The organism is Spiractinospora alimapuensis (assembly GCF_018437505.1).
GTDB classification, from domain to species: domain Bacteria; phylum Actinomycetota; class Actinomycetes; order Streptosporangiales; family Streptosporangiaceae; genus Spiractinospora; species Spiractinospora alimapuensis.
In genome coordinates this window covers 518,867-531,118 of record NZ_CP072467.1, presented here as the reverse complement: position 1 = coordinate 531,118, position 12,252 = coordinate 518,867, and the positions used below count along the sequence as shown (strand labels likewise).

The 12,252-nt window shown below is 69.7% G+C and carries 14 protein-coding genes; 8 read left to right on the top strand and 6 right to left on the bottom strand.

The genetic code is table 11. From position 1 onward, the window contains the following. Positions 1-47: 47 nt before the first annotated feature. The gene (locus J4H86_RS02395) at positions 48-497 is read left to right on the top strand and encodes a VOC family protein (RefSeq protein ID WP_236541600.1); all 450 of its coding nucleotides are present in this window, start codon (positions 48-50) and stop codon (positions 495-497) included. Between the two features lie 59 nt (positions 498-556). On the opposite strand, the gene J4H86_RS02390 is transcribed toward J4H86_RS02395, so the two are convergent. After that, on the bottom strand, positions 557-1,414 hold the full coding sequence (locus J4H86_RS02390) for an aldo/keto reductase (RefSeq protein ID WP_236541599.1): 858 nt from the start codon (positions 1,412-1,414) through the stop codon (positions 557-559). A 150-nt stretch (positions 1,415-1,564) separates the two neighbouring features. Here J4H86_RS02390 and J4H86_RS02385 point away from each other — a divergent pair, with 150 nt between their 5' ends. Further along, positions 1,565-2,131 carry a GNAT family N-acetyltransferase gene (locus J4H86_RS02385; protein ID WP_236541597.1) on the top strand — a complete coding sequence of 189 codons (567 nt, stop codon included), beginning with the start codon at positions 1,565-1,567 and terminating at the stop codon, positions 2,129-2,131. Here the strand turns inward: J4H86_RS02385 and J4H86_RS02380 are convergent. Beyond that, entirely contained in the window at positions 2,128-2,625 is a 498-nt protein-coding gene (locus J4H86_RS02380; RefSeq protein WP_236541596.1) for a PPOX class F420-dependent oxidoreductase, read from the bottom strand. The two genes, J4H86_RS02385 and J4H86_RS02380, sit on opposite strands and share 4 nt — an antisense overlap. A gap of 18 nt (positions 2,626-2,643) precedes the next feature. Continuing rightward, entirely contained in the window at positions 2,644-3,825 is a 1,182-nt protein-coding gene (locus tag J4H86_RS02375; RefSeq protein WP_236541594.1) for an FAD-dependent oxidoreductase, read from the bottom strand. Between the two features lie 112 nt (positions 3,826-3,937). On the opposite strand from J4H86_RS02375, the gene J4H86_RS02370 reads away from it, so the two are divergent. After that, on the top strand, positions 3,938-4,432 hold the full coding sequence (locus J4H86_RS02370) for a MarR family winged helix-turn-helix transcriptional regulator (protein WP_236541592.1): 495 nt from the start codon (positions 3,938-3,940) through the stop codon (positions 4,430-4,432). Positions 4,433-4,550: 118 nt separating this feature from the next. Further along, positions 4,551-5,924: a hypothetical protein gene (locus J4H86_RS02365; protein ID WP_236541591.1), complete on the top strand. Its 1,374-nt coding sequence runs from the start codon at positions 4,551-4,553 to the stop codon at positions 5,922-5,924. A 61-nt stretch (positions 5,925-5,985) separates the two neighbouring features. Here J4H86_RS02365 and J4H86_RS02360 read toward each other — a convergent pair whose 3' ends face one another. Beyond that, entirely contained in the window at positions 5,986-6,774 is a 789-nt protein-coding gene (locus J4H86_RS02360) for an AraC family transcriptional regulator (RefSeq protein WP_236541589.1), read from the bottom strand. A gap of 105 nt (positions 6,775-6,879) precedes the next feature. On the opposite strand from J4H86_RS02360, the gene J4H86_RS02355 reads away from it, so the two are divergent. The 4 genes from J4H86_RS02355 to fabG all read left to right on the top strand — a co-directional run bounded on the left by J4H86_RS02355 (position 6,880) and on the right by fabG (position 10,210). Next, a complete protein-coding gene (locus J4H86_RS02355) occupies positions 6,880-8,067 on the top strand; it encodes an MFS transporter (RefSeq protein WP_236543874.1) in 1,188 nt (395 codons plus the stop codon). A gap of 48 nt (positions 8,068-8,115) precedes the next feature. After that, complete coding sequence (locus J4H86_RS02350) at positions 8,116-8,406, top strand: YdeI/OmpD-associated family protein (protein WP_236541588.1); 291 nt, start codon at positions 8,116-8,118, stop codon at positions 8,404-8,406. Positions 8,407-8,671: 265 nt separating this feature from the next. After that, on the top strand, positions 8,672-9,262 hold the full coding sequence (locus J4H86_RS02345) for a DUF1062 domain-containing protein (RefSeq protein WP_236541586.1): 591 nt from the start codon (positions 8,672-8,674) through the stop codon (positions 9,260-9,262). A gap of 195 nt (positions 9,263-9,457) precedes the next feature. Then, positions 9,458-10,210 (top strand): 3-oxoacyl-ACP reductase FabG, encoded by a 753-nt coding sequence (fabG, locus tag J4H86_RS02340; protein WP_236541584.1) that lies wholly within the window; start codon positions 9,458-9,460, stop codon positions 10,208-10,210. A 144-nt stretch (positions 10,211-10,354) separates the two neighbouring features. Here fabG and J4H86_RS02335 read toward each other — a convergent pair whose 3' ends face one another. Next, positions 10,355-11,152, bottom strand: a complete 798-nt coding sequence (locus tag J4H86_RS02335; protein ID WP_236541583.1) for an ABC transporter ATP-binding protein — start codon at positions 11,150-11,152, stop codon at positions 10,355-10,357. Beyond that, on the bottom strand, positions 11,152-12,222 hold the full coding sequence (locus tag J4H86_RS02330) for a FecCD family ABC transporter permease (RefSeq protein WP_236541581.1): 1,071 nt from the start codon (positions 12,220-12,222) through the stop codon (positions 11,152-11,154). Before J4H86_RS02330 ends, J4H86_RS02335 begins: the two co-directional genes overlap by 1 nt. Between the last annotated feature and the right edge of the window lie 30 nt (positions 12,223-12,252).

Here is a 12,252-nt window from a genome sequence, read left to right as displayed (position 1 = left end):
ATCACGTGATCGGGTCCAACCGGTCCGATATCGAGGGGGAGATTCGCGTGGCACACGAGTTCCAGATCGTGGTCGACAGTGGGGAGCCCATCGCGCTCGCGCGCTTCTGGGCGTCGACGCTGGGGTACGTGATGGAGGACAACAGCGACCTCGTGCAGCGGATGCTCGACATCGGGGCGGCGGGGGAGGACGACTACACGGTCGTGGACGGCCGCAAGGCCTGGAGGCTGCTGTCCGCGATCCGCCATCCCGACGACCCCGTGGAGCCGAGCACGGGCGCGGGACTGGGGCGACGGATCCTGTTCCAGCACGTCCCCGAGTCCAAGACGGTCAAGAACCGGATGCACCTCGATATGCGGGTGGGACCAGAGCGTCGCTCGGAAGAGGTCGCGCGTCTGGTCGCCCTCGGGGCGACGGAGGTACGGACCGTCGAGGAACACGGCAGCCGCTTCGTCTCCATGCGCGACCCGGAGGGCAACGAGTTCGACGTCCAGTAGGTGAACGATCCGCGCCCAGCGTCACGACGTTCACCCGTGTGGACCCCCGGCCATGGTGATCAGACGATGTCCAGTGGTTCGTCCGGGTTCGGCGGCGGGAAGGCGTCGTCGATCGCGGCGATCTCGGCGTCGCTGAGTCGGACGTCGAGCGTGGCCGCGTTCTGCTGGACGTGCTCCGGCTGGACCGCCTTGGGGATGGCCAGGACGCCGCTGTCGCGGATCACCCACGCCAGAGCGACCTGCGCGGGGGTGAGCCCCCGGCCCGAGGCGATTTCGTTGATCACCGGACTGGCGAGCAGATCGCCCCGAAGGCGTCCGGCCTGCGCGATCGGGCTGTAGGCCATCACGGGGACGTCGTGGGCACGGCACCATGGCAACAGCCGGAGTTCGGCGCCCCGGGACGCGGCGTGGTACAGCACCTGGTCGGTGGCACACCGCGTCCCGTCCGGGAGGGACCAGAGCTCGTCCATGTCGTCGACGTCGAGGTTGGAGACGCCCCAGTTGCGGATCTTGCCCTCGGCGAGGAGGTCCTCCATCACCTCCACGGTCTCGGCCAGGGGGATGTTGCCGCGCCAGTGCAGCAGATAGAGGTCCAGGTGGTCGGTGCCGAGCCGGCGCAGGCTGTTCTCACAGGATCGCCGCGCCGAGCGCTGGCCGGCGTTGTGGGGGTAGACCTTGGACACGATCACCGCGTCGTCCCGACGCCCCGCGACCGCCTCGCCGACGACACGCTCCGCTCCGCCCTCGCCGTACATCTCGGCGGTGTCGATCAAGGTGAGTCCGAGGTCCAGGCCGGCGCGCAGCGCCCGCACCTCGGCGGGGACGTCGTCCGCGTCCTCGCCCATCCTCCAGGTTCCTTGCCCGACCACGGGTACGGTGATGTCCCCGCCAATGGTGATGGTTCTGCCGGATGCCACGTCGCGCTCCCTCGTCGCTCGTTCGCCTGGAACCTCCATCCTCCCGGTACCGCCCACGGCCACGACGAGCGACCCGCGGGATCCGCCGAGGGAAGACCACGCCGCTCTTATTCCGTTGTCCTGACGTCACCCCGCTGCTAGACACAGGTCATGGCTGAGCACCCATCGACCGAGCGCATGCGCCTGCGGCCCATCACCACCGACGACGTGGACAACCTGGTCGAGTTGGACAGCGACCCCGAGGTGATGCGTTACCTCTCCGGCGGCGAGGCGACGCCGCGCGAGACGGTCGTGGATCGGAACCTCCCGCGGCTTACGCGGCACTATCCGGGGATCGGGACCTTTGGATACTGGGCCGCCGAAACCCGAGAGGACGGGGAGTTCCTCGGCTGGTTCGAGTACCGACCACTCGACGTTGACAGCGCCGAGGTGGTGGAGCTGGGGTATCGCTTGCGCCGCGCCGCGTGGGGCCGTGGCCTCGCCACCGAGGGCGCGCGAGCGTTGATCCACTGGGGGTTCCGGGAACTGGACGTCCAGCGGGTCACCGCCAACACCATGGCCGTCAACGCCGCGTCGCGTCGGGTGATGGAGAAGGCGGGACTCATCTACCTGCGCGGCTACTTCGAGCACTCACCGGACGGCATCCCCGGCGCCGAGTTCGGAGAGGTCGAGTACGTCCTGGACCGCGCGGACTGGGTCGCGCGGCCACCACGCTAGGGAGCGTCGCCCCGGGCGTGCGAATGGACGGTCCTCCGGGTCTCGTACCACGTGTCGGCCGCGGGTTCACCGGCCAGGTTCCAGCTCCAGGACACCCGCGGGGTGATCCGCATGAACGTGCCGGGCCCGATCATCCCGGTCCGTTCGAAGGGTTGCTCCGCGATCCCGTACACGCGCACGCCCCGCGCGACGAACGGGTCGTAGGAGACGATGTCGTCGATCACCAGCGCCACCTGCCGCTGGCCGCTGGCGACGTTGCGGAACTTGCGGGTGTCGGTCACCGACTGGCCGGCACCACCGACCCAGAAGTGCAGGCCGTCGAACTCCACGGCGACGGGCACGACGTCCGGTTGGCCGTCGCCGTCCACGGTCGCCAGCCGGCCGAGACCGCTGGATTGGAGGTAGGCGATCTCTTCCTCGGTGAAGGCCATGGTGCGGTCCGATCCGTTGGGGCGCCGGGCCCTTGTCCCGACCAAGGTGCGCACACTGTTCATGCCCACCACAGGCGCTGATCAGGCCTTGGTCGGAATCTCTCGACGGCGGGAACCGCGCAGTACCGTGCTCACTGCCGCCAGGTAGGTCTCGAACTGGCGTGTCCAGACGCGTTCGGGGATCGTACGGGCGATCGGACCGGGAGGCAGGTTGCGCAGGACGAACTGACTGCTGGACGCCTTGGAGGCCAACGCCGCCGGTCGGCGACGCAGCTTCTCGTAGCGGCGCAGCGCGTCGGGCGCGCCCGACGGGTCGTCGACCGGGCCGAGGCAGGCCGTCAGAGCCAGGGCGTCCTCCAGTGCCTGGTTGGCGCCCTGCGCGGTCGAGGGAGGGAAGGCGTGCGCGGCGTCGCCGAGCAGGGTGACCGCGCCCTGGCCCCACCTGCGGGGAACCTGGTGGCGGTAGTGGGGGTACAACCCGAGGTCCGTGCCGGGGAGCCGTTCGAGGAGGACCTTCACCTCCGGGTCCGTCCACTCCCCGAACCGGTCCCGGAGCATCGCGGCGGGGGAGTCGACGACGTCGTCCGGCGACCAGGGCGCGTCGAACCACCACTGCACGAGTCCGCCGCCCGCCGGCATGATGCCGCACATTCCCTCGGCGCCCTGAACGACGCGTGCGACCGTTCCCTCGGCGGAGGGGATCGGTACGGGTGTGAGCGCCTGCCAACTGGCCCATCCCATCGGCCGGGCCGGGGGGAGGTCGGTCAGCGCGGACCGCACCACCGAGTGGATCCCGTCCGCACCCACCACGACGTCAGCGGTGACGGAGCTGTCGTCGTCGAGCCGCACCGTGACAGCCGAGGTGGAGGCGCCCTCCGCGGCCGGATCCATCCCTCGCACGGGCGAGTCGAACCGCAGGACGCCTTTGGGCAGGTTGTCCGCGATCCGGCGTAGGAGATCCCGACGGGGGACGGTTCGGCAGTCGCGGCCGAGGTGAAGGCCCACGCTCCTGGTGTCGACCGCGTTGCGCAGGCGGCCGTCGTCGTCACACATCTCCAGCCGGTCAATGGCGCGCCCCAGGTCCCCGATGGGGGCGCCGAGCTCGGCGAGGGCCGCGTGGCCGTTGCTGTAGATCCCGAGACCGGCTCCGCCGGTCCGAAGCTCCCGGCCTCTCTCCAGCACCTCGATCTCGTGTCCGAAGGAGTGGAGCCCACGGGCGACGGCGAGCCCCCCGACCCCGGCCCCCACAACGACGATCCGCACAACGCCTCCTGATACGGGTGATCCGGCGCCACGGGACGATGACATGCCACGTAGGATTCATTCCGGATCGGAATAGTTCCACGTCGGAAACATATCAGCGGTGGAGGGGATGATGGCGGACACCCCGGCGGGCTGGACCTCGGCCGAGGTACGCACGGCGGCGGAGAACGCCGGCGGCGAGTCGGTGTTCCGCGAGTTCCTCAGTGCCACCGTGCTCAACGCGCACGCCGCCGCCGAACGACTGGGACTTCGACTCATGGACCTCCAGGCGGTGAACCTCCTGGCCGACGCCGGCCCCATGACGGTGGGAGAGCTCGGCACCAGGCTGGGTACCCCGGCGGCCACCACGACCCGTGTCGTCGACCGGCTGGAGGACGCGGGGTACGCACGTCGCGTGCGCGGGGACACCGACCGCCGGCGGGTGAGGGTCGACGTGGACCCCGAACGAACCCGGGCGGTGGACGAGGCGTTCGCCCCGACCCGTCGACACCTGGCCGGACTCGCCACCCGCTACTCCCCGGAACAGATCGCCCTGCTGTTCGACATGCTCGCCTTCACCACCGGGGGGTTCAAGCGCGCGACCGCGGAGATCCGGGACGAGAGGTAGGTCCGGGTCCGCGTCCCGGTCCCGGCCGGTCGCGGCCACCCCGGACGCAGCGGACACCGGCGGGTCCCGAATTACGTAGAGTGTCCCCCTGTCAAGGACGAACACAGCGGACAGCGGGATGCGAATGGGTCAGGTGTCGGTACCGATCCCCGCCGTTGGTGGACGACGCCGCGCTCTGTTGTGGGTCGTCTTCGCCGTCGCCACGGCCATGGCCGCACCGATCGTCTTCGGCCTGTGGTCGGAGACGTCGGCGAACCTCCAGGATGGTACGACGGTCGGCATGGCGCTGCTCCTCGCGCTGGTATCGATCGACGACCCACTCCAACTCCTCCTGCTCGCCCTGGTGCTCTGCGTCGTGATCGTCGCGACACTCATCGACCTCGTGGTCGGTTATCCGCGGACGCACACACGCCGCGAGGTTCGCATCACCAGTGACGGCGTGGAACTGCGCACCCACGCGCGATGGTGGCATCGGGGAGGCGGTGTTCTCCTCGCCTGGGAGGACATCCAGGCGATCGTGGCCAGCCGTGAGTTCCCCGACCGGGGGATCCTGCGGCGTGCGCGTCCCGTTCCGCGCGCCGCGGTGGACTTCTTCGTCGACGAGGTGGCGGGCGTGCCGGACTTCGCTCGCTCTGAGCGGGCAACGCGGACGCCCCTCCCCGGTGTGACCCGCGACGTGACCCGCGTTCGCCTCACCGGATCCCAGCGGGACATGCCCGAGAGTCTGTCGGCACTGGTCTCCGCGCTGGAGGAACGCCGCCCCGACCTCGTGCGACGGGACGACTCCCGGCCCGACCCCAGGCCGACCGCGGATCCCGCGCTGTTCGCCCTCCCGACGTCGGTGTGGCTGGACCTTCGGCACTCGTGGTGGCAGGCCGCCGCGACACTCGCCGGCGTCCTCCTCCTCACGGCGGGGTGCTACGGCGCCATCTACGCCGTGGATCACGCGGGCTGGGGGGTACTGGGCTCCGTCCTGATCATCGTGCTCGCGATTCCGCTCGTGCTCGGTGTGGTCGCGATCCCGGTCCTGTTGGCGTTCCTCCCTCGGGCGTTGGCGCGCAGCGGCATCCTGATCGACGCCGAGGGGGTGGAACTGGTCGAGAAGCGCCGACTGGGTCTCCGTCTCGTGCGCGGCCGCATTCCGTGGAGCGACGTCCAGGCCGTCGTCGGGCGCGACGCCACCTCCCGCCACGGCGTCACCCGCCCCGCGGCCGACCTCTATCTCCACCCCGACTCCACGTTCCACAAACCAGGGGTCGGACTGGAGGCAGCGGTCGTCCTCCTCACCAAGCCGGACGGTTCCCCGACCCCAGAGCACGTCACCTTCCCAGCACTGCGAGTACGTCTGCCCCACAGACCCGTCCCACCCGCGAAGGCGACGAAACCCCTATCCATGGCACCACTCTCAGGACGGGAACCCCACTCGCCGCCACCCACTCACGTGTCGGACGTACTCGCCGCCGCACGGCCCGACCTGTGGCACCGCGCCTGAGGGGGTCCCGGGAAGAACCGACAGTGAACCCGTGGACGAGAACCACCGGGTGCCCGGGCCGTCAGGGTGCCTGGGTTCGTTGGTAGTGGGCGGGGGTCGTGCCGAACATTTCGCGGAAGGCGTCGATGAAGGTGTGGGGTTTGGACCAGCCGCACCGGTGCGCGACGGTGGTCACTGTTTCTCCGTCGGCCAGGCGGACAAGCGCGCACAGGAGGCGGACCCGGGTACGGAGTCGCGGGAACGTGAGGCCGGTGTCCTCGCGGCACAGACGGGAGAGGGTCCGTTCGCTCACCAGGACGGCGCGCGCCAGGTCGGCCATGTGACCGTTCTCCGGCTCGACCAGCAAGGACTCCACCACTTGGACCAGCCGAGGGTCGCGGGGGCGGGGCACCAGCAGTGGCGCGGGACCCTCAGCGTCGCACCCCCGGGACAGTTCGTCGGCCAGGACGGCGGCGAGGCGTTCGGCGCGTACCTCGTCGGCGTGCTCCTCCTCCGTGATCGTGTTGATGACCTCCCGCGCGAGCGGGCTCATGGCGACGGCGCGCGGTGCTCCGGTGTCGAAGACGGTACTGGCGAGGAGCTGTTGCGGCAGCAGCACGGTCTGGATCCGGGTTCTGCCGTGCGCCGTATGCGCGTGGGTCACGCGTGGGGGAATGAGGATCGCCTGGGTGATGCCGGGAAGCACCCAGGATCCCGCCTCGGTGGTCACCGCCAGCACGCCCGAGACCGGGAACACCACCTGGGGTTGGTCGTGGCGGTGCCGGTCCACCTGCGCACCGTCGAGGAGATCACGCGCCGTCGTGGCGACCTGGCCGGCGACGTGACGATAGATGTGGCGGGAAACCGGCATACCTGAAGCATAAACGGGATTTCCGCAGACCCCCTGGTGCGGCAGAGTCGACTGCGGTCTCGATCCGCGGGCCACCGCACGGGGGAGGAACACGCCTTGACCGCCATGTCCACGACGGAGCCCACGTCAACGACGCGCAAGCGTCGTTCCGCTCTGGGAATGATGTCGTTCAGCCACGTCGTGGACGACATGTACCAGGGCGCGGTTCCGGCGCTCCTGCCGTTCTTCGTGCTGTACCAGGGGTGGGGCTACACCGCGGCGACGGGGATCACCCTCGCCGCCACCGTGCTCTCGTCCGTGGCCCAGCCGCTGTTCGGACTGGCCGCGGACCGATGGAGGCTGCGGTGGCTCTCTCCGGTGGGGCTGCTCGTGGCGGGTCTCGGTATCGGCCTGAGCGGGATCGTGGACTCCTACGCCTGGACGTGGGCCGCCATCGCCCTGTCCGGCCTGGGCGTCGCCGCCTACCATCCGGTCGCCGCGAGCGCGGTGCGGGCCCTCGCCGGCTCCTCCGCCCAGGGAATGAGCTGGTTCTCGGTCGGCGGCAACATCGGACAGGCCGTCGGCCCCCTCGCCGTCGCCCCGGTCGTGCTCTCCTTCGGCCTGGTCGGCACCCCGATCCTGGCGATCCCCGCGATCATCACGGCACTGGCGATGGCCCTGCTCCGACGCACCCTGGACCCACGCCCGCCCGCTCCCAAGGGCGGACGCAAGATCGCCGACAACGCCGAGCCGGACGACTGGAGCTCCTTCCTTCGCCTCACCCTGATGGTGATCATGCGGTCGATCGCGACGCTCGGCACCACGTCCCTGCTCGGTCTGTCCATGATCGACCGATTCTCCATGGACACCAGCCACGCGAGCCTGCTGTTGACCGGCTTCTTCACCGTCGGCGCCTGCGCGACCATCACCGGAGGCTGGGCCGCCGACCGGTGGAGCAAGGTCGGGGTGTCCCGCGTCAGCTACGCCATCGCCATCGTCGCTGCCGCGTCGCTCGTCGTGGCGCCCACGGTGTGGCTGGCGATCGCGGCCACCGCGCTCCTGGCTGTGGGGCTGTTCCTGTCCTTCGCCGTACAGACCACCCTGGCGCAGGGCTACCTCCCCAACCGAATCGGCACCGCGTCCGGGGTGGCCCTCGGTGTCGCGATGTCCGTCGGCGGCATCGTCGCACCGGGCCTCGGCTGGGTCTCCGACACCTACGGCGTCCAGTGGGCCCAGGCTCTTATCGTCGTGTTCCCACTGCTCGCACTGCTCATCGCCCTGACCCTGCCCGAGAATCCGCGCCAGCGACACTGATCAGGATCGGAGAAGCCCATCCGTCGAGCAGCGGATATCCTGACCAGCATGGACACGCCCCAGACGGAACCCCATCCACCCACCGAGGTCCCCGGCGGCGTGGTACACGAACTCCCCGCGGACCTCGGAGCCGCGCTGGCCGCGAATTCCGTCGCACTGGCGGCCTGGAACGACATCACACCGCTGGCCCGTAACGAGTTCGTCTGCTGGGTCGAGGACGCCAAACAGCAGCAGACCCGCGAACGCCGCATTCGTCGCACCCAGGAAGAGCTGGAGGAGGGCCAACGCCGCCCCTGCTGCTGGCCGGGCTGCAAGCACCGGGAGCGGACCGGAGGTTAGCCGGAATCTCCTCCGGAATGGGCCGCGATCACCGGCAAAGCCGGTTGAGTCGATCTCCGACCGTCAACTAGAGTGCCCACGGCCTGTCTTCGGGAAGTTAGAGGACTCAACGCATGACCCCGCCCGCAGCGTGACCTGACACTTCTTTTCGCTCACCTGTAAGCCGACCTCAGGTAGGTCGGCCTTCCCGGGCTGCCCGAGTGCGCCCGGTGACGCAGCGTTGGAGGCCGCGCGCAATCGGCCTCGTGTCAGGTCCAAAGGGATCATGTCTTCACTCCTCAATACTGTGCTGCCCTGCTACGTTCGCCGCACCAGGCTTCCCCTGCTCTCGCTGCGGTGCGTGGACTGCCGCTCGGAGACGGCCACAACGGGCCAGGGCAGGTTCCGCGTCAACGCCAACGGAAAACTGCTGGACGTGTGGCTGCTGGTCCGCTGCGTGTCCTGCGGCCGGACGCACAAACTCACCGTGCACGAGCGAGCACCGGTCAAATCCTTCGATCCGACCCAACTCGACGGCTACCACTCCAGTGACCCGGACCTGGTGGCGTCCACGCTCCTGGATCCGCGACTCGCCCGACGCCACCACTTCGCCCTGAACTGGGAGGGGTGCTGGCGTCTGGACACCCCGTCGGTGTGGGTCGACGAGCCATGGCCCGTTCAGGTGGTGGTCCACTTCGAGGATCCTGTGCCACTACGTCCCGAGCGGCTCGTCGCGCGGGGACTCGGGCTCAGCAGGAACGCGGTGCTACGCCGCGTCAAGTCCGAAATCCCGCTGCGCCGTCCGACGAGCTCCGGGTTCACCTTCACCGTGCTGCCCGGGGACTCACGGAGTACAACGAGCGAGATTCCCGGCTGAGGGATACGCCTCGAGGCGGGAACACCCCGGTGATCCGCGAACGATGGGGATCACCGGGGTGTGGGCGATCCCGCCACGAACGTGGTCGCTATCCTGACCGTATTTTGTGAAGCTGGGCGACTGCTTCGGGACACTCCTCGGTCTGGGCCGCCGCACGTGAGGATCCCGAACACCGCCACGACGGAGGGTGGATCCATGGGCGCACGTACCGCGATCGTCACGGGAGCGGCTCAGGGTATCGGCGCGGCGTCCGCGCTACGCCTGGCCCGGGAGGGCTGCGCGGTCGCGGTCGTCGACCTGGACGAGGCCCGCTGCGCGACAACGGTGGAGGCAATCCGTCAGGCCGGAGGCCGCGCCGTCGCCATCGGCGCGGACGTGGCCGAGGAGGACCAGGTCACCGCGGCCGTGGAACGCACGGCCCGCGAGCTCGGGCCACCGACGATCGTGGTCAACAACGCCGGTTTCTCCCGCGACGCAAACCTCGGGGCGATGACCACCCAGCAGTGGCGAGAAGTGATGGGCGTACACCTGGACGCGGCGTTCTTCACCTGCCGAGCCGCGCGCCCGCACATGGTCGCCGACGGTTGGGGACGGATCGTCAACATCTCCAGCATCTCCGCGCTGGGGCACCCAGGCCGAGTCAACTACTCCGCCGCGAAGGCCGGCATCCTGGGACTGACCCGCTCCCTCGCCGCGGAGCTCGCCCCCCTCGGAATCACGGCCAACGCCGTCGCCCCGGGCTTCGTGGTCACCGGGATGACCGAAGGAACCGCCCGCCGCCTCGGCCGCGACTTCGCCGAACACCAACGCATCGCCGTCGAATCCATCCCCGTCGGCCGAGTCGGCCAACCCGAAGACATCGCACACGTGGTGGCCTTCTTCGCCTCCCCCGACGCCGGATACGTCACCGGACAGGTCATCTACGCCTCAGGCGGAGCCGAGGGGTGAGGGCCTCCACAGCCCAACGCCTCCTCACAGCCGTTGATCTTGTCGTGAGCGATAACCTCAGCACCCTCCCTCTGCGACAACGACACGATCGATGACGGAGGAATCCGGGAGGGGAGACCGCGCTGGGGGTACCACCTGCCCGCCTCAGTGCGGAACGCTCGGTGGGTGGAACCAGAGGTGCAGTCTCCCGGTTGTGGGATGGGTGGTGACGTCCGCCTCCACTCCGTAGACCTCGGCGAGAAGCGCAGGGGTGAGTACCTCCTCGGGGGTGCCTGCGGCGACGACGCGGCCCTCATGCAGCACCACCAGGTGGTCGCAGAACGCTGCCGCGAGATTGAGGTCGTGCAGGGCCGCCAGGACGGTGAGGCCGGAGTGTTCGACCATCGCCAGGAGTTGCAGGGCGTGACCCACGTCGAGGTGGTTGGTGGGTTCGTCGAGGACCAGCAGGGAGGGTTCCTGGGTCAGGGCCCGGGCGAGGTGGACGCGTTGTTGTTCGCCACCGGAGAGGGTGTGCCAGCGGCGGTGGGCGAGGTCCGCGAGGTCGACCTGTTCGAGCTGGTGCGTCGCGATGGCGACGTCGGTGGGGGAGTCCCCGCGCAGTGCGGTCCGATAGGGCGTCCGGCCGAGAAGCACCACGTCGAGCACACTGAGGTCGACGTCGGTGTCGGATCGCTGCTCGAGGAACGCCAGCCGACGGGCGAGGGCTCGGCGCGGCAGCTCGTGGACGTTGTCGGGGCCGATGTGTACGACGCCCTCGTCCAGGTCGCCCAGGCGGGCGAGTCCACGCAGGAGCGTCGACTTTCCCGACCCGTTCGGGCCGAGCAGGCCGGTGAAGCTACCGACGGGGACCTCGACACCGACACCGTCGAGGATGTGCCGGCCGTCCACGGACCAGGAGACGTCGACGGCCGTGAGTGGTTCGCCGTGGGCGAGGTGTGTCATCAGCGATCGACCTTACGTTTCAGAATCCACAGGAAGACCGGCACGCCCAACATCGCCGTCATGATGCCCACGGGCATCTCTCGCGGCGCGAACGCCACACGCGCGACGACGTCGACCCAGATGAGGAACGTCGCACCGACCAAGGCCGACAGCGGCAGAACGCGCCGGTGGTCGGGGCCGACCAACGCGCGCACGCCGTGTGGGATGAGCAGGCCCACGAAGCCGATGGCTCCCGATCCGGCGACCAGGACACCGGTCACGAGCGCGCACACCACCAGCAGCACCCACCGGACGCGGTGGACACCGATCCCGAGGCTGGTGGCGGTGTCCTCGCCGAACGCGAAGGCGTTGAGCGGCCGGGCGACGACACCGCAGACGAGCAGCCCGACCAGCACGGCCGCAGCCATGGTGTACACGCTGGGCAGCCGCGCCGCCGCCAGCGAACCCGACAGCCAGAACTGCGCCTCCTGGGTGGCGTGCGGGTCGGCGACCCACACGATCAGGAAGGAGGTCAGGGCGGAGGAGAAGGCACCGACCGCGACCCCGGCGAGGATCATGCGCGTCGGGGTGAGCCGGCCCGCGCGTTGACCGAGGGCGAGAACGAGCACGAACGCAATCAAGGCGCCGACGAACGCGCCGCCGGCCACGCCGAGTCCGCCGACACTGAGGCCGGCGACGATCACCGCGACCGCCCCGAGAGACGCACCCGAAGAGATGCCGAGGAGGTAGGGGTCGGCCATCGGGTTGCGGGTGAGGGTCTGCATGACGGCACCGACGACCGCGAGCCCGGCACCGACCAACGCCGCCGCGAGCACGCGCGGCAGCCGCATCTCCCACACGAGGTTGGCGCGCAGGTCGGTGATGCCGTCGACGCCGTAGAGCCCCAGGGCGTCGCTTCGCACCCAGGAGAGGCCGAGCCGGTCGGTCAGGACGGTCCACACCTCACGGACGGACAGGTCGCTCTGCCCAATGGCGACCGAGACGACGACCGACCCCCCCCAGCAAGACGAGGGCGACGGGAAGCACGATGCCCAGCGATCGGCCTCTCCCCGCCAGCGCGTCATGGCCATGAGTGGGTTTGGTACCGCGCTGGGCGGATC